This window comes from Erwinia sp. CGal63 (genome assembly GCF_037026505.1).
Taxonomy (GTDB): domain Bacteria; phylum Pseudomonadota; class Gammaproteobacteria; order Enterobacterales; family Enterobacteriaceae; genus Erwinia.
In genome coordinates, this window is the sequence record NZ_JAKUMN010000001.1 from 1,373,777 (window position 1) to 1,395,486 (window position 21,710).

General features: G+C 61.5%; 16 protein-coding genes. 8 read left to right on the top strand and 8 right to left on the bottom strand.

The features are described 5' to 3' along the window. Nucleotide 1 precedes the first annotated feature (1 nt). The 6 genes from MKZ79_RS06240 to MKZ79_RS06265 all read right to left on the bottom strand — a co-directional run bounded on the left by MKZ79_RS06240 (nucleotide 2) and on the right by MKZ79_RS06265 (nucleotide 11,106). Nucleotides 2-2,614, bottom strand: a complete 2,613-nt coding sequence (locus MKZ79_RS06240) for a nitrate reductase (protein WP_336140750.1) — start codon at nucleotides 2,612-2,614, stop codon at nucleotides 2-4. Beyond that, nucleotides 2,611-6,681, bottom strand: coding sequence for a nitrite reductase large subunit NirB (gene nirB, locus MKZ79_RS06245; RefSeq protein ID WP_336140751.1), 4,071 nt, complete (start codon nucleotides 6,679-6,681; stop codon nucleotides 2,611-2,613). Before nirB ends, MKZ79_RS06240 begins: the two co-directional genes overlap by 4 nt. Before the next feature lie 10 nt (nucleotides 6,682-6,691). Then, a complete protein-coding gene (locus tag MKZ79_RS06250) occupies nucleotides 6,692-7,471 on the bottom strand; it encodes an ABC transporter ATP-binding protein (protein WP_336140752.1) in 780 nt (259 codons plus the stop codon). Then, a complete protein-coding gene (gene ntrB, locus MKZ79_RS06255) occupies nucleotides 7,471-8,358 on the bottom strand; it encodes a nitrate ABC transporter permease (RefSeq protein ID WP_336140753.1) in 888 nt (295 codons plus the stop codon). Before ntrB ends, MKZ79_RS06250 begins: the two co-directional genes overlap by 1 nt. Continuing rightward, nucleotides 8,355-9,605, bottom strand: coding sequence for a CmpA/NrtA family ABC transporter substrate-binding protein (locus MKZ79_RS06260; protein WP_336140754.1), 1,251 nt, complete (start codon nucleotides 9,603-9,605; stop codon nucleotides 8,355-8,357). Before MKZ79_RS06260 ends, ntrB begins: the two co-directional genes overlap by 4 nt. 229 nt (nucleotides 9,606-9,834) lie before the next feature. Continuing rightward, nucleotides 9,835-11,106: a nitrate- and nitrite sensing domain-containing protein gene (locus MKZ79_RS06265; protein ID WP_336141365.1), complete on the bottom strand. Its 1,272-nt coding sequence runs from the start codon at nucleotides 11,104-11,106 to the stop codon at nucleotides 9,835-9,837. 260 nt (nucleotides 11,107-11,366) lie between these two features. Here MKZ79_RS06265 and MKZ79_RS06270 point away from each other — a divergent pair, with 260 nt between their 5' ends. The 8 genes from MKZ79_RS06270 to MKZ79_RS06305 all read left to right on the top strand — a co-directional run bounded on the left by MKZ79_RS06270 (nucleotide 11,367) and on the right by MKZ79_RS06305 (nucleotide 20,375). Next, complete coding sequence (locus MKZ79_RS06270; RefSeq protein WP_336140755.1) at nucleotides 11,367-11,855, top strand: SH3 domain-containing protein; 489 nt, start codon at nucleotides 11,367-11,369, stop codon at nucleotides 11,853-11,855. Between the two features lie 80 nt (nucleotides 11,856-11,935). Beyond that, entirely contained in the window at nucleotides 11,936-13,150 is a 1,215-nt protein-coding gene (icmH, locus tag MKZ79_RS06275) for a type IVB secretion system protein IcmH/DotU (protein ID WP_336140756.1), read from the top strand. 2 nt (nucleotides 13,151-13,152) lie between these two features. After that, nucleotides 13,153-15,255, top strand: coding sequence for a type VI secretion system membrane subunit TssM (gene tssM / locus MKZ79_RS06280; protein WP_336140757.1), 2,103 nt, complete (start codon nucleotides 13,153-13,155; stop codon nucleotides 15,253-15,255). A 16-nt stretch (nucleotides 15,256-15,271) separates the two neighbouring features. Beyond that, the gene (tagF, locus tag MKZ79_RS06285; RefSeq protein ID WP_336140758.1) at nucleotides 15,272-15,970 is read left to right on the top strand and encodes a type VI secretion system-associated protein TagF; all 699 of its coding nucleotides are present in this window, start codon (nucleotides 15,272-15,274) and stop codon (nucleotides 15,968-15,970) included. A 35-nt stretch (nucleotides 15,971-16,005) separates the two neighbouring features. After that, entirely contained in the window at nucleotides 16,006-17,166 is a 1,161-nt protein-coding gene (gene tagH, locus MKZ79_RS06290) for a type VI secretion system-associated FHA domain protein TagH (protein WP_336140759.1), read from the top strand. Further along, nucleotides 17,163-17,936, top strand: a complete 774-nt coding sequence (locus MKZ79_RS06295; RefSeq protein ID WP_336140760.1) for a PP2C family protein-serine/threonine phosphatase — start codon at nucleotides 17,163-17,165, stop codon at nucleotides 17,934-17,936. Before tagH ends, MKZ79_RS06295 begins: the two co-directional genes overlap by 4 nt. Before the next feature lie 12 nt (nucleotides 17,937-17,948). Continuing rightward, a complete protein-coding gene (locus tag MKZ79_RS06300; RefSeq protein WP_336140761.1) occupies nucleotides 17,949-18,896 on the top strand; it encodes a hypothetical protein in 948 nt (315 codons plus the stop codon). A 51-nt stretch (nucleotides 18,897-18,947) separates the two neighbouring features. Continuing rightward, nucleotides 18,948-20,375, top strand: coding sequence for a serine/threonine protein kinase (locus MKZ79_RS06305; RefSeq protein ID WP_336140762.1), 1,428 nt, complete (start codon nucleotides 18,948-18,950; stop codon nucleotides 20,373-20,375). Nucleotides 20,376-20,383: 8 nt separating this feature from the next. On the opposite strand, the gene MKZ79_RS06310 is transcribed toward MKZ79_RS06305, so the two are convergent. Both MKZ79_RS06310 and chaB read right to left on the bottom strand, forming a co-directional pair. Continuing rightward, nucleotides 20,384-21,061 carry a gamma-glutamylcyclotransferase gene (locus MKZ79_RS06310; protein ID WP_336140763.1) on the bottom strand — a complete coding sequence of 226 codons (678 nt, stop codon included), beginning with the start codon at nucleotides 21,059-21,061 and terminating at the stop codon, nucleotides 20,384-20,386. A 252-nt stretch (nucleotides 21,062-21,313) separates the two neighbouring features. Then, nucleotides 21,314-21,541, bottom strand: a complete 228-nt coding sequence (gene chaB / locus MKZ79_RS06315; protein WP_336140764.1) for a putative cation transport regulator ChaB — start codon at nucleotides 21,539-21,541, stop codon at nucleotides 21,314-21,316. Nucleotides 21,542-21,710 lie beyond the last annotated feature (169 nt).

Consider the following 21,710-nt stretch of genomic DNA (forward strand, 5'->3'; position numbering starts at 1 on the left):
GTTACCTCGCAGTAGCCGAGCGCTCACGCGCAATCAGCTGAGTCAGTTCAGGAATACAGGAGCCGCAGTTGGTGCCGCATTTCAGCTTGTCGCCCAGCGCCGCCGCGCTGCGGCAGCCTTCTTCAATAGCGGCCAGAATCGCCTTCTCGCCGACGCCAAAGCAGCTGCAAATGGTTTTACCCTGGCCGCCGCCAGCGGCGCGGCCGGTCAGCAGATTAAAACGTTCGGCCGCCGTGGTCGGCGGCGTGGCGAAAGCGCTGTTTACCGCTTGCGCATCAATGTCGCCGCCGCTAAAAAAAGCCAGCGCCAGCTCGCCGTCGCGCCAGCCCAGCAGATAAAAGTAGTCGCCCTTCGCCTCCGCTATCTGCAGCTGCAGCCCGTTGACGAAAGCCTGCTTAAGCAGCCAGCTGCCCGCTTCGCCCTCTCCGGCGAGCTGCCAGCGCGTGGCGGCCGTTTCCGGGATTTTCGCCCACCAGCTGAGATTGTCGGGACGAGCGTCGCCCCGCAACCAGAGCGTTGCTTCCCAGTCGCGTTGCCAGCGGCTGAGCCTGACCGCCGTCTGCTTGCTTTCCGGCTGGCCCGATTGCGGGCAGACTTCGGCGGCCACCAGCGCGTCAACATGGCCCTGGCTGCAAAACTGCCGGTTCCAGTGCATCGGCAGAAACAGCGTGCCGGGCTGCTGCCCTGTCTCCAGCTTCGCCCGGCAGGCGATCCAGCCCTGCGCCGACTGCACGCGCACCAGATCGCCATCACCGATGCCGTAGCGCGCCGCGTCCTGTGGATGTAGTTCGCAAAAAGGTTCGCTGCGATGCTGCATCAGGCGCGGCACCTGACCGGTTCGGGTCATGGTGTGCCACTGGTCGCGAATGCGGCCGGTGTTGGCGATCAGCGGATAAGCCGCTGAAGGCTTCGCCACCGGCAGGCGCGGCGCGACGGGCAGCAGCCGGGCTTTGCCGTCGGCGTGGTAAAAGCGGCGATCGCTAAAGAGCCTGGCGCAGCCCTGGGGAAAGCGGGCGTTTACCGGCCACTGTATGGGCGCCAGCTTCTCCCATTGCTGATTGCTTAAGGTCGCCAGGCCGCTGATATCGAAAACGCGTTCGCCGTGATTTTCAAAGCCGGAGAGCGCGGCATGCTCGCGAAAAATCTCCGCCGGATGCCGCCAGCTGAACGCCTCGGCAAAGCCCAGCCGTTGCGCCACCTGCGCCAGGATCCACCAGTCCGGCCGCGCCTCGCCCGCCGGTTCGACAAAAGCGCGCTGACGAGAAAGGCGTCGTTCAGAGTTGGTTACCGTGCCGTTTTTCTCGCCCCATCCCTGCGCGGGCAGCAGGATATCGGCCAGCGCCGTGGTATCGGTTTGTGCGCAGACGTCGGAGACGATCACCAGCGGACACTGCTGCAGCGCCTGCGTCACCGCCTGATTGTCGGGCAGCGAGACGGCGGGATTAGTCGCCATAATCCATACCGCCTTGATTTCGCCGCGCCCCATCGCCTGAAAGAGATCCACCGCCTTAAGGCCAGGCTTGTCGGCAACATGCTGGCTGCCCCAGAAGCGCCGCAGCCGGTCGACTTCCTGCTCGCTGAAGCCCATATGCGCCGCCAGCTGATTCGCCAGGCCGCCAACCTCGCGGCCGCCCATCGCGTTTGGCTGTCCGGTCAGCGAAAAAGGGCCGCTGCCCGCTCTGCCGATTTTGCCGCTGGCGAGATGGAGATTGATAATGGCGTTGCACTTGTCGCTGCCGCTGGTGGACTGGTTGATGCCCATACAGTAGAGCGTCAGAGCTTCCGGCGAAGCGTGGAACAGCCGACAGAAAGCGACCACCTCCGCCACGCTAAGCTGGCAGAATGCCGCTACCGCCTGCGGCGTCCAGATCGCGGCAGCGCTCAGGGTTTCTTCCACGCCGTTAAGATAAGGCAGCATGGCGCTGTCGATACCGCCGTGCTGCGCCAGCCAGTTCAGCACGCCGGCAAACAGCGCCGCGTCGCTGCCCGGCTTCAGCGCCAGGTGCATATCAGCGAGATCGCAGCTCGCCGTACGCCGGGGATCGATCACCACGACTTTAAGCGCCGGATTGGCTTTTTTCGCCTGCGCCAGCCGCTGAAAGGCGACCGGATGCGCCCAGGCGGCGTTGGAGCCGGCCAGGATCACCAGATCGCTTTGCTGCAGATCCTCATAGCAGCAGGGAACCGCGTCGGCGCCCAGCGCCCGCTTGTAGCCGACCACCGCCGAAGCCATGCAGAGCCGCGAATTGGTATCGATATTGGCGACGCCGAGAAATCCCTTCATCAGCTTGTTGGCGACGTAGTAATCCTCCGTCAGCAGCTGCCCGGAAGCGTAAAAGGCTACCGCCTGCGGCCCATGCTCCGCGATGATCCGACGCAGCCGATCGGCGACCTCGTCCAGCGCCTTTTCCCAACTGGCTCGCTGACCGTCCACCTGCGGATAAAGCAGCCTGCCCTGCGGCGTCAGCGTCTCGCCCAGCGCGGCGCCTTTTACGCACAGCTTGCCGAAATTAGCCGGATGCGTCTTATCGCCAGCCACCTGATAGCCGCCGTCCCCGCCGGGCGCAATCTGCACGCCGCAGCCGGTGCCGCAATAAGGACAGGTGGTTTTCATAGCGTCACCGCTTCGATAAGCGCTGGCTGCCGCGCGGCGACCCACACTTTTCCGCCCTCGGTTTTGACTCGCCAGCTGCGCACCGCCAGGCCGCTGTTGTCCGGCGCCTGACCATCGCGCAGCCGGAAACGCTGCTTATAGAGCGGCGAAATCACGATCGGCTCGCCCTCGCTGTCGCCAAGAATGCCGCGTGACAGCACACAGGCGGAGGTGCCCGGTTCCCGATCGTCGAGCGCATAAACCCGATCGTTCAGGCGAAACAGGGCGATGCGCCGCTGCCCCAGTCGCGCGCCGATCCCCGCCTGCGGCGGAATATCCTCAAGGCTGCAGATTTCTGTCCAGGTTTCCTCAATCGGCGCGGCGCGCTCCGACAGCGGCAGATCGGCAGGCGCGATTTGGCCTCGCACCTGGCGCCACTGCACGCTTTCATCCGGCAGGTCGCTATTGAGCGTCGGGCGAAACAGCGCCAGCCGATCCGGACTGGCGAGCGTGGTTTGCCATTCGCACTGATAGCTTGCCGCCACGCGCGCCATCTCCTGTTCCAGCTCAGCGGCGACGCCCAGTGAATCGTCGATAACGACCTGGCGCAGATAGTCCAGTCCGCCCTGCAGATTGTCCAGCCAGACGCTGGTACGCTGCAGGCGATCCGCCGTGCGGATATAGAACATCAGCAGCCTGTCGACGTAGCGGATCAGCGTGGCGTCGTCCAGATCGCTGGCGAACAGGTCGGCATGGCGCGGCTTCATGCCGCCGTTGCCGCAAACGTAGAGATTCCAGCCTTTTTCCGTGGCGATCACGCCGATATCTTTGCTTTGCGCCTCTGCGCACTCCCGCGTACAGCCGGAAACGGCCATTTTGATTTTGTGCGACGCGCGCAGCCCTTTGTAGCGGTTCTCCAGCGCGATGGCGAAGCTGGTGGAATCCTGCACGCCGTAGCGGCACCACGTCGAGCCGACGCAGGATTTTACCGTGCGCAGCGACTTGCCGTAGGCGTGACCCGTTTCAAACCCGGCCGCCAGCAGCGCCTGCCAGATTTCAGGCAGCTGATCCAGCCGAGCGCCGAAGAGATCGATACGCTGGCCGCCGGTGATTTTGCAGTAAAGGTTATGGCGATCGGCTATCTGGCCGATGGCGATCAGGCCCGCTGGCGTGATCTCTCCTGCGGGAACGCGCGGCACCACCGAATAGGTGCCGTCTTTCTGAATATTGGCGAAATAGCGGTCGTTGGTGTCCTGTAAAGGCAGATGCTGCGGCTTCAGCAGATAGTCGTTCCAGCTGGAGGCGAGCAGCGAGGCGGCCAGCGGCTTGCAGATTTCACAGCCCAGGCCTTTTCCGTGCTTCGCTAAAAGTTCATCAAAGGTTTTGATGTCGCCGGTGCGGATCAAATGATGCAGCTCCTGGCGCGACCAGGCGAAGTGTTCGCAGATATCTTTCTTTACCTCCACGCCCTGGCGGGCGAGCTGGTATTCCATCACCTGTTTGACCAGCGCCGTACAGCCGCCGCAGCCGGTCGCCGCTTTGGTGCAGCTTTTAATGGCGCCCATGTCGCTACAGCCCGCCTTAACCGCCGCGCAGACGTCGCCCTTGCTGACGTTGTGACAGGAGCAGAGCTGGGCGCTCTCTGGCAGCGCCGCCACGCCGGCCGCTTTCGCCGGTTCTGTGCCGGGCAGGATCAGGGATTCCGGCGCGATCGGCAGCGGCATGGCGTTCAGCATCATCTGCAGCAGCGTGCTGTAATCGCCGCTGTCGCCCACCAGCACGCCGCCCAGCAGCCGTTTGCCGTTCGCCGAAACCACGATTTTTTTATAGGTTTGCTGCGGCTCGTTCATCCAGTAATAGCTCTGGCTGCCCTCAGTGCGTCCATGCGCGTCACCGAACGAGGCAACCTCCACGCCCAGCAGCTTGAGCTTTGTGCTCATATCCGCACCGCTGAAAGCGGCCTGTTCGCCCGCCAGGACGGCAGCCAACACGCGCGCCATCTGATAGCCCGGCGCCACCAGCCCAAAGATTTGACCGTTCCACAGCGCGCATTCGCCGATCGCAAAGATATCTTTGTCGGAAGTGGCGCAGCGATCGTCGACCAGGATGCCGCCGCGCGGCCCCAGCGTCAGTCCCGCTTCGGCGGCCAGTTGATCCCGTGGACGGATGCCGGCGGAAAACAGCACCAGGTCGGTTTCCAACGCCTCGCTGTCGGCGAAGTCGAGCCGCAGCGATCCTTCCGGCTGCGGGCTGATACTTTGCGTCGCCTTGTTGGTTAACACCGTCACGCCCAGCGCTTCGATTTTGCGCCGCAACAGGGTCGCGCCGCCGTCATCCAACTGCACCGCCATCAGCCGCGGCGCAAACTCCACCACCGAGGTTTGCAAACCGAGCTGCTTCAGCGCGTTTGCCGCCTCCAGCCCTAACAGACCGCCGCCGATTACCACGCCTCTGCTGGCTTTGCGCGCCCTGACGGCGATGGCGTCCAGATCGTCAAGCGTGCGGTAAACAAAACAGCCCGCCTGGTCATGACCAGGAATGGGCGGCACAAAGGCGTACGAGCCGGTTGCCAGCACCAGTTTGTCCCACGCCATCTCGCGGCCGCTGGCTTCGCGCACGCAGCGGCGCTCGCGATCGATAGCGACTATCGGGCAATGGCTGCGCAGCTCGATGCCGTGTTCAGCAAAGAAGTTATCCGCCACCAGCGACAGCTCGGCGTGCCCTTTGCCGGCAAAATATTCGGAAAGATGCACGCGGTCGTAGGCGACGTGCCGCTCTTCGCCATAGACCACCACATGGAATTTGCGGTGCTGGCCGCTGGCGACCAGCTGTTCAAGAAAATGGTGGCTGACCATGCCGTGGCCAACGACAACTAAAGTGGGTTTGCTCATGCTTTTGTTTCCTTCAGCCTGGGGCCGCGTTGCGTTTAGGGGATCCAGCAGCGCACGCGTGGAAAGCGGCTGCGCTGCGCGCATCTGCTGCAATAAGAGTTCGCCGTCGCTGACGTCGCCATAGAGCAGGATGCCTTTCAGGCGATCCCCGACGAAGTTCAGGCGGCGGTAGTGACCGCTTAACGGGTCAAACGAGCAGGCGGAGCGATGGTCGGCAGCGTCGCTGAGGTCGCCCGCGCTGAATACGGAGACGCCGGTCACCTTCAGGCGCGTGGCGATATCCTCGGTGTAAAAGTCGGCGATGGGCACACCCGCAAGACGATGCGCCAGCACTTTCGCCTGCGCCAGACAGGGCGCAAGCAGTCCCCAGGTTTCGCCTTCGATTTCACAACATTCGCCCACCGCGCTCACGGACGGAATGCGGGTCTGGCACTGGCGGTCAATCACTATGCCGCGTCCGCAAGGGATGCCCGCCTCGCGAGCCAGCGCGATATCCGGCGTGACGCCGGTGGCGACGATGACGCTGGCGGCGGCGAGGCGGCTACCGTCGTTTAACCCGACGCTGTGGGCGTCGATATCGGTCAGCTGCGTTTGCAAACGGCAATCAATGCCGCGCCGCTGCAGCTCGGCCAGCAGCAGCTCGCCCGCTCTGGCGTCCAGCTGCCTGTCCATCAGCCAGCCGTTGCGGTGCAGCAGCGTTACCTGACGTCCACGCAGCCGCAGCGCGGCCGCCGCTTCAATACCCAGCAGGCCGCCGCCAGCCACCACCGCCGGGCCGTCGCAGCTCAGCATGGTTTCCACATCCGCCAGCGTGCGGAAGCCGGTAACGTGCGGCAGATCGCTGCCCGTAAGCGTCGGGATGGACGGCAGCGAGCCAGTCGCCAGCAGCAGGCGATCCCAGCGCAGACGACGGCGCGCGGTGGTCACCAGGCTGTTTTGCAGATCGAGCGCCAGCGCCGCTTCGCCGCTCAGTAGCGTTATGCCGCGCTGCCGATACCATTCGGGCGGATGCAGCAGCGTTTGCGCGAAAGCTTTCTCGCCGCTCAGCACCGGCGAAAGCATGATGCGGTTGTAGTTGCCCAGCGGTTCGCGGCCAATGACGGTAATGCGATAGCGTTCGGGCGCGAGCTGCCACAGCTTCTCTACCGTGCGCATTGCCGCCATGCCGTTGCCGATCACCACCAGATGCTCTGCCATACGCCGCTCCTTACGCCGCCTGCTTTTCATAAAGAAAACGCAGGATCTGCTGGCGCAGCTGGTGATAATGCGGATCGTCCGCCAGCGCTACCCGCGAACGCGGACGCGGCAAATCCACCGTGAGGATTTCCCCAATCCTGGCCGCAGGGCCGTTGGTCATCATCACCACGCGATCGGAAAGCAGCACCGCTTCATCCACGTCATGAGTGATCATCACGATAGTGGTGTTGAGCTTCTGCTGGATCGCCATCACCGCATCCTGCAAATGCGCGCGCGTCAGCGCGTCCAGCGCGCCAAAAGGCTCGTCCATCAGCAGAACCCGCGGCTTCATCGCCAGCGCCCGGGCGATGCCGACGCGCTGCTTCATGCCGCCCGACAGCTCATCGGGACGCTTTTCCGCCGCATGGTTCATTTGCACCAGCTGCAGGTTGTGATCGATCCAGTCGCGCCGTTCGGCCCGGCTCTGCTCGCGGAATACCCGATCGACCGCCAGCGCCACGTTTTCCCGCGCGGTCAGCCAGGGCAGCAGCGAGTGGTTCTGAAAGACCACCGCCCTTTCCGGGCCTGGCCCGGCGATCTCGCGGTTGTCGCACAGCAGCACGCCCTGCGTCGGCAGCGTCAGCCCGGCAATCAGGTTCAGCAGCGTCGACTTGCCGCAGCCGGAATGGCCGATCAGGCTGACGGTTTCCCCGGCCGCTATCGCCAGGCTGACCTTGTCCAGCGCCAGAAATTCGCCCTGCGCCGTGTGAAAACGCTGGCTGACCTGCTGAATATCAAGAATGTGCGGCATTAGCTCTCTCCTCTGCGGCTGCTCTGCCAGGAAAACTGCCGGGCGAGCAGCAGCAGCGCCTGCTCCAGCAGCAGACCGACCACGCCGATCACGCCGATGGCGATCAGAATGTGTTCTACGTTGAGGTTGTTCCACTCGTTCCAGATCCAGTAGCCGATGCCCATGCCGCCGGTCAGCATCTCTGCCGCCACGATCACCAGCCAGGCGGTACTGATGGAAAGCCTGACGCCGGTCAGAATCGACGGCAGCACCGCCGGAAAGAGGATTTTGCGCATCACCGTGGCTTCCGACAGCCTGAGTACCCGCGCCACATTCAGGTAATCCTGCGGCACGTGCCGGACGCCTTCGGCGGTGTTAATCAGCATTGGCCAGATCGAGCAAATAAAAATCGTCCAGCTGGAGGCGGGTTCCGCGCGCTGGAACAGCAGCAGCCCTACCGGCAGCCAGGCCAGCGGGCTGACCGGTCGCAGCAGCGCGATAACCGGCGTGAACATGCGGCTGAGAAACAGCGAGCGTCCCAACAGAAAGCCGCCCGGAATGCCGACCAGCGCCGCCAGCCCGAACCCCACGCCGACCCGCTGCAGCGAGGCCAGGATATTCCAGCCGATGCCCTGGTCGTTCGGGCCGTTGTGGTAAAAGGGATGAGCGAAGATCTCCCGCGCCGCCAGCCAGGTGCGATAAGGGCCGGGGAAGTCCTGACGGCTCAGCGAAGCGATCTGCCAGAGCAGCAGCAGCAGCGCGATGCCGCAGGCCGCCGGAAACAGCTGCCGCATAGCGGGACGCAGGCGCCCGGAAGACCGTTTTTTACGGACTTTCAGCGGAATGACCTGGGCGGCAACCGGCGGGTTTTCGGCGATCGGCGGCACGGTGCGGGCCTGATTTTTCATAACTGACCTCCAGAGTGAAGAGTGAAACTGTCGGCATAGGCGGCAGGATCGTTGCCGTCCCAAACTTTTCCATCCAGCAGCGTGCTGCGGCGCATCACGTCGGCAGGCACGCTTACGCCCACCGCCTGCGCCGCTTGCCGATAGATGTCGATACGGTTGATTTCGCGCGCCACGCCCAGGTAGTCGGGCGCGGTTTTCAGCAGTCCCCAGCGCTTTTGCTGCGTAAGAAACCACATGCCGTCAGAGAGCCAGGGAAAGTTCACCTCGCCGTCGCCAAAAAAGCGCAGCGGATGCGCATCCTGCCAACTGCGGCCCAGCCCATCCTCGTAGCGGCCCAGCATCCGGCCTTCGATAATTTCCGGCGCGACGTTGAGATAAGCGCGCCCGGCAATGACGCGGGCGGTTTCTTTGCGGTTGGCGTCCGACGCCTCGATCCAGCGACAGGCTTCCAGCACGGCGGCGGTAAGCGCCCTTGCGCTGTCCGGATTTTCCTCGACCCACTCCGCGCGGGTAGCGAGGATCTTTTCCGGATGATCCGGCCAGATTTGCTGCGAGGTAGCGGCGGTAAAACCGACCTGGCCGCTGATGGCGCGCTGGTTCCAGGGTTCGCCTACGCAGTAGCCGCTCAGGCTGCCGATTTTCATGTTCATCACCATCTGCGGCGGCGGGATCACCAGCGTGCGGATAGCTTTAATCGGATCGATAGCGGCGTTCGCCAGCCAGTAATAAAGCCACATCGCGTGGGTGCTGGTGGGAAAGGTATGGGCGAAGGTGTAGCTGCCTGCGGGCGCGGCGGCGATTTTTCGGCGTAAACTCTCCGCGTCGGTGACGCCCGCTTCGCGCAGCTGGCGTGACAACGTAACGCCCTGCCCGTTTTGATTCAGCGTCATTAAATTCGCCATCTTGTGCGCACGGCCAGCGACGCCCAGCTGCAGACCGTAAATCATGCCGTAGAGCGCATGCGCCGCATCCAGTTCGCCTGAGGTCAGCTTGTCGCGTATCGCGGCCCAGCTCGCCTCTTTGCTCAGCTGCAGAGCAATGCCGTGTTTCCTGTCGAACCCTTTCACCGCCGCCATCACCAGCGGCGCACAGTCTGTTAAGGGAATAAATCCTATCCGCAGCGTTCGGGTTTGCGGCGCGTCCGAACCGGCCGCCCAAAGGCTGCCCGGTAGCAGCAGACTGCCGCCCAGCAGCGCGCTGCCGGTTAAAAAGCGCCGCCGGGTTAGCGGAAAAACGGGCTTGCTCATCTGGCCTCCTGAAAACAAAAAAGGCGTCCGGCCGACATGCGCTGGGCATGCGGCTGGACGCCTTTATCCACATCGTTTTCCCACCGCCGTTGGCGGGCAAACGTTTTCAGAAAACTATTGCAAAGGACGTGCCAGGTAAAAAAAGCGGCCGGACGGCGCTAATACCTCAGCAATCGCCGGGTTTCTGCCCTCTGATGGAGCGAAATACGCACGGCCTTTGTGCAACTACTCATTTGGGAGTAGAAGGAAAAACGGCGGCGACCGACAGCAGCGCGCCGGCGATATCGGCCACGCGCCGGTTTTGATCCATCGCCATTTTACGCAGGCTTTGCCAGGCCTGCTCCTCGCTAAATCCCTGGTGACGCATCAGCAGCGCTTTAGCCCGGTCGATCTGCCTGCGCTCCTCCAGCGTGGCGCGCATCGCGGCCAGCTCATCATCCTGCGCCTGCAGCCGCCGGGACTGCTCCTGCACTAACCCCAGCACAAAGCGTCCCAGCTGTGGCGTCAGGCCTTCCGTTTCCAGCGCTTGCATCTCCTGACGCAGCGCGTCCCGGCCATCCACGTAGAGGCTCCAGGCGGGATCGCTGTCGCCGTCCGCCAGCGCCAGCTCCAGCTTCGCCAGCCCGTCGTCGGCCTCTTCAGCCCGTCGGATGCTTTCGCGGCAGCGCTGCGTCAGCTGCTGCGCCAGCCGATCTTCCAGCCGTTTCAATCTGTCGATGCGGCCCGTCATCAGCTGATACCAGCCGAGCGCCATCTCCGTTCCCGCGCTGTCGGGAACGCCACGCGTGCAGGCGATGCGCCGCAAACGCTCTATATCGCCGCTTTCCGCCTCCAGCGCCTGCCACTCGGCCCGCGCCTCCTCATCGGCAAAACGGGCGAAACTGGCGAAGCAGCGCTCCTGGGCGGCGATCAGGGCGACCATCTCTTCGCTCTGCGCCACGGTAAAAGCGCCGCTGGCGTAGCCTGCCGAGCCAATGGCGCGCTCCTGACCCGCCAGCTCCTTTGCCTGCATAAAGCTGAACATCGCCACCAGCGTTCTGGCCACGGCCGGATCGCAGGCGCTGTCGATGGTGGCGAAGCCCAGATTGAGCAGCTGGCGGATAACCTGACTGAAACGCGCCATCGCATCGGCGTGGGAGAGTTGAAAGCGGCGGATTTGCTGGCGCAGCGCGGGCAAGGTTTCCAGGCCGTAGAGCGCAGCGGCGATGCGATTGCACAGACGGCTTTGGCCGCCAGCCGCGTCGCCAGGCAGCGGGAGCGCAGGCAGTCTGGCGAGAACGTGCGTCGTCGCGCTGGCTACCTGTTTTTCCCGCAGCGGCAGCTCTTCGCCGAACAGTGCGCCCTGTGAACAAAGCCAGATATTACTGGCGCCGCGCTCGCGCTGCAGCTCATGGATCAGCTGGCTCAGGGCCGCGCTCAGTTCACCTGTCTGCAACAGCATTCTGAGTTCGGCTATCTCGCACTGACGGGAGGCGGAAAGCCAGTCAATAACGGCAGGCATCATCTTCTCTCCTTCTTTTAAAAGGAGGGATTAAGCAATATTCATGCTCATTCTGTCGTCAAACGCGTTGTAATAATTCAGCGCGCCTGTCAATAACATGTTACGGCGCCGCCTGCAATTGTTCCCATTCTCAAAAGCGTCATGTAGACTAAATACAAATTTATCTTTCTGTAAAACAGAATGATTTTCACGTGGTGGCTATCGCGCCCGTGAAGAGTGGATTGCAGCCCTACCCACTGACCATATTCACGAGGATCAATGTGAAAATTAGCATCGCATTAACTCTGCTGGCAGCGCTTACCCTGTCAGCCTGTAAAGCTCCCGCGCCGCAGATAACGGACGATACCATTGTGACCTCCAGCGTTGACGGCGTCACGTTGACGCACCGCCACGCGGTTCGGGCACCGACCTCTTTTACCCCGGTCAATGAAACCTACCGCGCGCTTTACAACGCCTCCGTTATGAGCAGCCCCGATTTTGGCAGCCACGTTATCCGCTATCTGGAGAACGGCAAGCCTTTCATCGTGCTCGGCGAAGTGGAAAACCACTGGCTGGCAATAGCCGAGCCGGATCAGGAGCAGCTGATCGGCTATGTGCCTTACAAAGCGGGCGTGAAAAGCGAGCTTTACGAGGCTACGCTGCGCAGCGATCGGCCGCGCCCGCGCAAAACGAAAAAGGTTTGCGTCGATGTCGGCGGACAAAGCAAGGCCTGCCGCAATAACGACACGGCCACCTGGATTCTGGAATAGGCGCGGCCCGCAGGGAACGCCCACTCTGAGAGAGCACAAGGCGCCTGTCTGGCGCCGCCAAGCTGAGAAAGTAAAGTCTGATGACCCCGGAACACCACGCTGACGCGCCCGTTTTCGTCAGCCAGGAAAACCCGTTACTGTGCGCCGCGGCACCGTTGCTGAACGCAATCGTGCAGATCCGCCTGGCAGCAACGCATGACGATCCCGCTGGCCTGCGCCAACAGCTGGTCGATGAGATCCGCCAGTTTGAAAGCCGCTGCAAGCAGGCCGGTTTGCCTTTCGATATGATTATCGGCGCCCGCTACTGCCTGTGCAGCGTGCTGGACGAGGCCGCCGCGCAAACGCCCTGGGGCACGCGCGGCGTCTGGTCGGGCAATGGCCTGCTGGTGACTTTTCACAACGAAAGCTGGGGCGGCGAAAAAGTGTTTCAGCTGCTTTCGCGTATTTCCCAGACGCCCGCGCAGCATCTGTGGCTACTGGAGATTATTCACTACTGCCTGCTGCTGGGCTATGAAGGCCGCTATCGCGCCATTGAGCAGGGGCGGCTTCAGCGCGACACCATCCGCACCCGTCTGGCGCAGCTGATTGCGGACACGCGCGGCGAACAGCCGCAGCCGGCACTGCCGCAGCCGCTGGATCCGGTAGGGCAAAATACGCTGTGGCGTCCGCCGGTTCCGCTTTGGGCAAGCGTGGCGCTGGCAGCCTTCCTGGGCTGTCTGATCTACTCCGGACTGAACTGGCGGCTGGGCAACGCCGCGGAGCCGCTGCTGCGCGCCATCTGGCAGACGCCGCTCCCGCGCAACGAAATCGCCCGCAACAGCTCGGCTCAGGCGCTGCTGGATCTGCGGCAGAGGCTGGACGATCTGATTGCGGCCCGTCAGCTGGACGTGGCCGACGGCACCAACGGCAGCAAGGTGATTATTCCGTCCGATAAGCTTTTCAGCCCGTCGGGCAGCGATTTATTGCCGGAAGGTCGCGCCATTATCACCCGCGTCTCGGCCGCGATGGACAATATCAAAGGAACCGTATTGGTCAGCGTTTATACCGATAATCAACCGGCGCATGCCTCTAATTTCGCCTCTAACTATGAATATTCGCTCGCGCAGGCCCGCAGCATCAGCGCCCTGATGCGCCAGCAGATGCTGGAACCGAGCCATCTGATCCGCAGCGAAGGCCGCGGCGACAGCAATCCGCTGCTGCCCAACGACAGCAACGAAAACCGCGCGCGCAATCGCCGGGTTGAGATCGTGCTGCTGCCGGCCCCTGAGGTTCAAACCAGTCAGACGGGGAAATAACCATGCCTTCCGTATTTTTCAACTTATTTTCCAGCAGGCTGCTGTGGGGCTTTTTCGGCATCACGGCGCTCTCCGCGCTGATTTGGATTACCGGCCCGCTGCTGTCGCTAAACGGTATCCACTGGCTGGAGAGCAGCGTCAACCGACAGATCGCCATCGGCCTCTGCTATTTCTTCTGGATCCTGTTTCAGCTGATCCCCCAGCTCTATCGCGCCTGGTTTAACAGCAAGCTGCTGAACAACCTTCAGCACTACAGCGTCGATCACGCCGAGCAGGCGGCGGCGGAAGAGCTGCTCAGCGCCCTGTTCAGCGAAGCGGCGACGCTGCTGAAAAAAACGCACTTTCCCGTGCGCAAACAAAAAAGCGGTGGCGGCTGGCTGCAGCGTTTCAGCGCGCAGTACCTCTACCAGCTGCCGTGGTACATCATCGTCGGCGCGCCGGGCGCGGGCAAAACCACGGCGCTGCTTAACTCCGGGCTGGAGTTTCCGCTGGGCGATACGCTGGGCAGAAGCGCGCTACGCGGCGTCGGCGGCACTCGTCACTGCGACTGGTGGTTCACGGAGGAGGCGGTGCTGCTGGATACGGCCGGGCGCTATACCCTGCAGGAGAGCCAGCGCGCCAGAGACGCCAGCGAATGGCAGACTTTTATTTCGCTGCTGAAGCGCTATCGCGCTCGTCAGCCGATCAACGGGGTGATCATGACCATCAGCGTCGCCGATCTGCTCAGCGATTCGGCGGACGCGCGCCACGTACAGGCGACCGCCCTGCGCAGCCGGATGCAGGAGCTGCATCAGCAAACCGGCATTCATTTTCCGGTGTACGTCATGGTCACCAAGACCGATCTGCTGAAAGGCTTTATGAGCTACTACGGCACGCTGGACAAAAGCCAGCGCGATGAGATCTGGGGCTTTACCTTTCCCTGGGAGCCGGACAAGCTCAGCGACCCGACGCTGCGCACGCTGTTTGAACAGCAGTTCCGGCAGCTGACCTTACGTCTGCAGGCGGATCTGGCGGGAAAAATGGCGAAAGAGAACGATCTCTCTCAGCGCGCCGACTGTTTTCTTTTCCCGCAGGAGTTCGCTTCGCTGCAGCCTCTGCTGGCGGACTATCTTTCGATCGTCTTCACGCCGGAAAAAGAGGCGCTGCCCTGGGTGCCGCGCGGCCTCTTCTTTACCAGCGGCACGCAGGAAGGCCTGCCCTTCGACCGCATTATGGGCGAGCTGACGCGCAAGCTACAGCTGCCGCAGGCCTCCAGCCACTCTATCGCCAGCTGGGATACGGTACATCGCAACGCGCCTATTCCGGCCAATAAAGGGCAGAGCTATTTTATCCGTTCGCTGCTAAGCGAGCTGATTTTTCGCGAAAGCGGCCTGGCGGGGAGCGACCGCCGCTGGGAGCATCGCAACCGCCTGCTGCACTGGGCCAGCTATCTCTCGCTGGCGCTGACGCTGCTGCTGGCCACGCTGCTCTGGACCACCAGTTATTATAAAAATCAGCACTATCTGCAGCAGGTTGAAACCCGCCTGGCGCCGGTCGAGCTGCAGGCCAGGCAATTGCTGAACAATAACAACGGCGACATCCTGGATCTGCTACCCTTTCTGAATAGTCTGGTGGCCCTGCCGCAGAGCGACAGCTTCGCGCTAGACGATCCGCCTTTGAGTATGCGCGCGGGTCTTTATCGCGGCGATCAAATCAGCGCCGCCGCGCTGGGCTTTTACCAGAACGCGCTGAAAACGCTGCTGCTGCCGCGCGTGGCGCAAAATATTACTGAAACTCTGCGCAACGATAAGGGCGACGACAGCGATTTCAGCCGCAATGCCCTGCGCGCTTATCAGATGCTGTATCAACCGCGCAGCTACGACGGCGAGTTCCTGCGCGGCTGGGTAATGCAGAACCTGCAGCGGACGCTTCCCGCCGGCGTGACGACCCGCCAGCTTCAGCAGCTGGATCAGCATTTAAGCCAGCTGCTGGATCGGCAGATTCAGACGTCGCCGTTCGCCAGGGATAACGCGCTGATTATGCGCAAGCTGGCGGTGAATCTCGACAGCGCGCCCCGTCAGGAGGCGACAGCCACGGCTTCGTCTGACCGGGCCTCGAATCATTAGCGGGAAGGTGATAACCATGCCGGGAAAAAATGAGCTGGGTTGGTACGGCAAGCTGCCGGGTACCGGCGATTTTTTACAGCGCCGCATCCCTGAGCCCATAGTAGCCACCTGGTCGAACTGGTTTCAGCTCGGCCTGGCGCACTGGTATCAGCGGGACGACGCTGCGGGAGAGCTGTTCAGCCGCGCGCCCGTCTGGAACTTCGCCCTGCCCGCGACGCTTGGCGTACAGCGGGTTCAGATAGGCTGTCTGCTGCCCTCGCGCGATCGCGTCGGCCGCAGCTGGCCTCTGCTGGCGCTGCAGAGCGTGCCGGTCAGCCACTGGCATCCGGCGCAGCTTGCCGTCTCCGGCGAATGGTTTCAGGCGCTGGGCGAAGCGCTGCATCAGGCCGTGAAGCAGGCCTGTACCCCGCAACAGCTTGAGCAAAAGCTGCTTGGCCTGCCGCCGCTGTCGCTGCCCGATACCAGCCGGTCGGATATCATGGATGTTATCGGCTATCAGGATCTTCCCTGCACGCTGGCCTGGCACGAGGTCGCCAGGTGTTTCGATCCGGTGCGCTACACCAGCTACTGGTGGACGAATCAAAGCGACGGCTATCCGTTGGCCAGCCATAAACATAGCGGTAATCTTACCGCCCGGCTGTTTACGCAACTTTTTGATCCGGCCGCCGTTACGCAGCCGGGTCGTCATGGACTCTATCCACCAATGTTTGAATAGGGTGACCTTAATGCCCCAGGCTTCAGGAAAAGCGCATGCGATTTACCATTGTTGAGAGTAAAACCGAGGCGCCCGTCACGACCTGCGATTTTGCTCCGCCCGGCGGCACCATAGGCCGAAGCGTCGACAACGATCTGGTGCTGCCCGACAGCGAACGCGCTATTTCGCGTCTGCAGGCCGTCGTCCACGTGGCGGGAAACGGCGAGTGTCGGTTAACCAATCACGGCAGCGTGATCGCGGTGCTGCACAACCACGTGCCGCTGGCGCGCGGCAAGCAGATTCTGCTGCATCATGGCGATCTGCTGGGTATCGGCGACTACCAGATTGCGGTCAGCGATCCCAACCGCGTGGAAGAAGCGCCGTTCAGCGATGTCGATCCGCTGGCGCTGTTTAGCGAGAACCGGACGCAGCCCGAAGATCCGCTGGGCATTCTCAACGAGCAGGTGCCAATCGTCACGCCGGTGCCGGAGCGAGAACCTTCGCCCGTGCGGCAGCCGCCGCGTTCAGGCGACGCCCGCCTGGATATCGGCCCCATTGCCCGCGGGTCGGCTCCGGCGGAGCGCGCCGATGGCGAAAGCCATGAGCAGCGGCTGCTGGCGGCGCTGATGGAGGGGATGGGGCTGGAAAACGGGCCGGGCAAACCGCTTTTCACCGAAGAGCAGATGCGCACCACGGGCAGAATGCTGAGCCTGTTTTCTCAGGGTACCGTCGCCCTGCTCTCTTCCCGCTCGATCCTGAAGCGCGGCGTTAAGGCAGAAATGACGATGATCCTGAACGAGGCCAACAACCCGTTCAAGATCCTGCCTTCGGGCAAAACGGTACTGATGCAGATTTACCAGAGCCAGATGCCGGGCTTTATGCCGCCAGAGCAGGCGGTGCGCGACGCGCTGGTTGATTTGCAGGCGCATCAGCTTGGCATGATTGCCGGCATCCGCGCTATCATCGCCGCCATGCTGCAATCGTTTAATCCGCAGCGGCTGGAAGATCACGCCCGTCGCGACGGCAACCTGCCGCGGGTCGGGCTGAGCGCCTTAAAGAAAGCCGCGCTCTGGGACTACTTTTTGCGTCATTATCAGAATACCTCTGGTGAAATCGAGGATGATTTTCATACGCTGTTCGGCGACGCATTTTTGCAGGCTTATGATATGGAAGTGAATCAATATAAAGATTCGCAAACCAGACCGGAACAAGAATGAAGATAAACTATGCCTTTACGTCGCACACAGGCGAGCGTGAGAGTAATCAGGATGAAACGGGCGCGCGCGTAGGCGAACACAGCGCCTGCTTTCTGGTCTGCGATGGCGTGGGCGGCACCGCTGGAGGCGATCGCGCCGCCCGCATCGCTCGCGACGTGCTGCTGGCGCGTCTGGACGATCGCTCCTTTACCGCCTGCGACAGCAAAGCCTGGGTGGAACAGGCCGAACTGGCTATCCGCGAGGCGCAGAGGAAAAATCTGAATTTTGAGCGAATGAGCACCACGCTCGCCGCCCTGTTTATCGACCGCGACCGGCAACTGGCCTGGTGGGCGCACGCGGGCGACAGCCGGATTTATCACTTCCGCCGCGGCTTTATCCATAATGTGACGCGCGACCACAGCCTGGCGCAGCAGTTAAAAGACGCAGGTGTAGATAATACCGGTATTAACAGTAACTTACTCTATAATGCTCTCGGCGCGGATGGGAGCCAGTCCGTCAGCTACAGTGAAGTTATGCCGCTTGAAGATGGCGATGCCTTTCTGGTCTGCACCGACGGCTTCTGGTGCAACCTGCAATCAGGCGAAATGGAGCAGGCTTTGCGTATGGTCAGCTCGCCTCAGGAGTGGCTTGCGTTGATGCATAAGGCGATAGGTCGCAACGAGAATAAAGATAATTTAAGCGCGGTAGCTGTCTGGGTTGGCTCGCCGCAGGACACTACCCTGTTACAATCGATGGCGGATTCTGTTCGCTTCCTGCCGTCGCGTGATTAACCAAGGAAAGCTATGAAATTCTGGTTGCCGGCTGTCACATTGTTGTTTGCAACCGCCGCTCAGGCGGAAGATTACCGCGTGGTCTATTCTCCCAGCCTGGCGCTGGAGGTTTTTATCGATAACGTGGCGAGTAACGCGCCGAAAGACTGGTGTGAGGCGAGCATTCATCTGCGTATCGTCTCCGGTAAAAATAAAGAATCCAGCGTGCTGAACAGCTTCCTGCCGCGCGTGGGCAAGCTGTTGAACAACCAGTGCAGTAGCCTGACCGAGCTTCCCTGGCAGATGACCAACGAGGCCGGCTCGGTGCTCGCCTCCGGCACGGCTTCGAAAGTACAAAACTGGCGCCCTATCGTTATCGCCGACGGTACGGCTACCGCTACGGCCAGTAATGCCGAGCCGCTGGATCTTTCCCAACCGGCCAATAACGCGCCGCTGCAGCATTTCGATCTGCCGGGCGGCTGCCATTTCCGCACCTGGTGGGATGAAAACGGCCAGTCGCTGTTTATCCCGGACGCTCAGCATCTGAACTGCTCGACGGAAGGCTGGCTGGAAGGCAAAAGCGAGCTTACGCTTGCCAGCAATGGCAAAGTTCAGCAGATCCCCGTGCAGTTTTACCAGGGCTTTCCTCTGCGCAACCTGCATCCGGCAACGGGCGAGCTGACCATCGTCTCGGCCAACAACCAGCGGCTGGTGGTTAGCCTTAAGGATGCGCCTGACAGCTGGCTGCTGCTGACATTCAACCCTATGCTGCACGTCTGGTCTTTCGACGGCACGCTGCTGGTGAAAATGAGCAAAACAGAGGCGGCTGATTCCGTGCAGCTAAAAAGCCGCGTGGATGGGCTGCGTAAAACCTGGAGCAGGCTGACCAGCCCGCAGGTTAAAATTAACGTGCTGCTGGTGAACGACCTGCATGCAGACCTGGCCGATCCGGCTATTGGCGCCTGGCGCACCGTTAACTGACCGCACGTTTCCTCAGGGAAGAAGGTGGTTAACGCTTAGAGAGTGTTTACTATGTCGGCAAACGAAAAGAAAAACGTACCCAACGCCCTTCCGGCGGGGCATCGTTTTAACGAATTTGAGATCAAAGAGGTCATTGGCGGCGGCGGCTTCGGCATTGTCTATCGCGCCTGGGATCATCTGTTGGAACGCACCATCGCCATTAAGGAATACCTGCCCGTCTCGCTGGTATCACGCGATGAGCATCTGACCATTACGCTACGCGGCGAGCGCTACCAAAAACTGTTCACCGCGGGCCTTAACAGTTTCATTCAGGAAGCTCGCCTGCTGGCGCGGTTCAACCATCCTGGCCTGCTGCACGTGCTGCGCTTCTGGGAAGAGAACGGCACCGCCTATATGGGTACGCTCTACTATAGCGGCATGACGCTGAAAGAGTGGCAGCTGAGCAGCCCGGAAACCATTACCGACGCCTGGATCCGCCAGCTGTTGCCGCCGCTGTTCGGCGCTATCGATACTATTCATCAGGCCGGCTATCTGCATCGCGACATCTCGCTGGATAATATCCAGATTCAGGATAACCAGCTGCCGGTGCTGCTCGATTTCGGTTCCGCCCGCAAAACTATCGGCAATCTCTCCGACCAGACCGAAATCATGCTCAAGCCCGGCTATGCGCCGATTGAACAGTACAGCGAAGAGAGCGACAGCGATCAGGGGCCCTGGACGGATATCTATGCGTTGGGCGCGGTGCTGCATACGCTGGTGACGGGCGATCCGCCGCCGGTCAGCGTCGTGCGCTGTATTGAGGATCGCTATCAGCCGCTGACTCAGCTGCGGCCGGAAGGGTTCTCGCTGCCTCTACTGAACGCCATCGACCGGGCGCTGGCGATGAAACCGCAGGATCGTCCGCAGTCCGTCGATGAGTTCGCCGCGTTGATCGCGCTGCCGGTCAGCACGGTGGAAGAGCTGGTCAGCAGCGTGACTAAAGTTGCCGAAGAGAGTCCGGTTTCCGAGCCGCAGCCACAGCCGCAGCCACAGCCACAGCTGACTATCGCGCCCGCTTCCGCCAGCGCGGAATATGCCTCTCTGCGCCATCACAAGCTGGCGAAGCCGCTGGCGATCGCCGCTGGCGTCGCGGTGCTGGCCCTTGTCGGACTGCTGTTTGCGTTCAGCTCTTCAGACAACCCGTCGGCGCCAGAGCCTTCCGCCGCGGCAGATAACAGCGCCGATAGCGCAGCGCCTGCGGCAACGATCGCGCCAGCCAAAAGCCAGGCCATCGCCACGGTCTACCTGAAGCTGACCAGCGGCGAAACGCTGCGGCTCAACGGCAGGCCGGTCGAGGCGAAACCCAACACCAGCGGCTACGCTTCGCTTAATTTGCCAGCGGGACAGTATACTATTGAGGTACAGGCCGGAGAGAAGGTGCACAGCCAGCGACTGGATATCGACAAGCCGGGCACCTGGCTGATTAATCCCGGCTCCTGACTTTCAGGCTAACCAGCCAAATCGTTGTGATACTCCTGCAGTTCGCGCACGCGCTGCACCAGATCGGTCAGGCAGTCATCGTAAAGGCCGCGCCTTTTCAGCTCCTGCTCCAGCGAGAAGAGGTATTGTGCATTGGTACCCAGCGGCCCGCTCGCCTGGGCGATAAGCGGCGCGATAGTTTGCGGGCAGGAGTCGGCTTCATAAAGCGCGTGGCGAGGATCCATGACGAACGCCAGCGCCGTTACGCTGCGGCCGTCTGCCAGGCCAAGCTCGCACCAGGTCGGCAGGTAGCAGCCGGTGACCATTTCGCGCTTCCATAACAGCTCCAGCTCCTCCGTCAGCTTCGCCTCCGGCAGGCGAAAAGCCAGGCCAGTGGTGCTGCCGCCCTCTTTCAGCGCCAGCATACGTCCGGGCTGTTGCGCGGTGCCGCGTCCGGCGGTAAGCCGCAGGCAGAAAGCCCGATGCCAGCCCTGCAGCGTTCCTTCCGCCACCTCGTCGGATTCGAATACCGGATTCCACATCAGCGAGCCGTAGCCGAAAATCCATACCGGACTGTTATCGGGACGGCAGGCCAACGCGGCCGCCAGCGAGGCCGCACGCTGTTCACAGCTCCATAACAGCGATTCCTCAATTGCGCCAAAGGCCGTTTTACAATCCGCTTTTGCCAGGAAATCTCTTGTTAACATCAGCCCTCTCTACCCCTGCCTGCCGCCTGGTTCTGAATTTTAGTGTCGTTACGCTTAACCTGACCTTAAGTCATTTCAGGCGCGGCGATCAAGTTTGAAGCGCGTCACAAAAGAATAAATTTATCTCAGGTTTATCATCGGCGGCATAACGGGAAACTTCAGAAAGCGCGGCAGGAAAATATCAGGAGTGAGATCGCGTCCGCAAAGGGAAGCGTCGCGCCGCTGCTGGAGAACGGCGCAACAGCGTTAACGTTACTTTTTATGCCACTTGTCGTCATCGCCTTTTTCATACTGATTTTTTACCGCTGCCCAGGCGACTTTATGCGCCACTTCTTCACGCGAGTCGTCGCCTCGCCGATCTTTTTTCTCTTTGTATTCATCCCAGGCGCTGTTAAAAGCTTCCTGATAGATATCCTGCGCATGAGCGGGCAGAACGTTTTTTACGCTGTCGGGCAGAGAAGCTCTTGAACTGTATGGCATCATCTATCTCCTTGTTAACTGACTTATTAAGCCTGGAACAAAAAGTCCGGCGCTGCCAGTTAGCGCTTTTTGACAGAGCTGACAGATAACCAAATCATAACCACTGTTTGTGGCAGGAATAGCGATGAAAAATTATCGTTAAAGGTATGATAATAGCGCCAGAGTATTT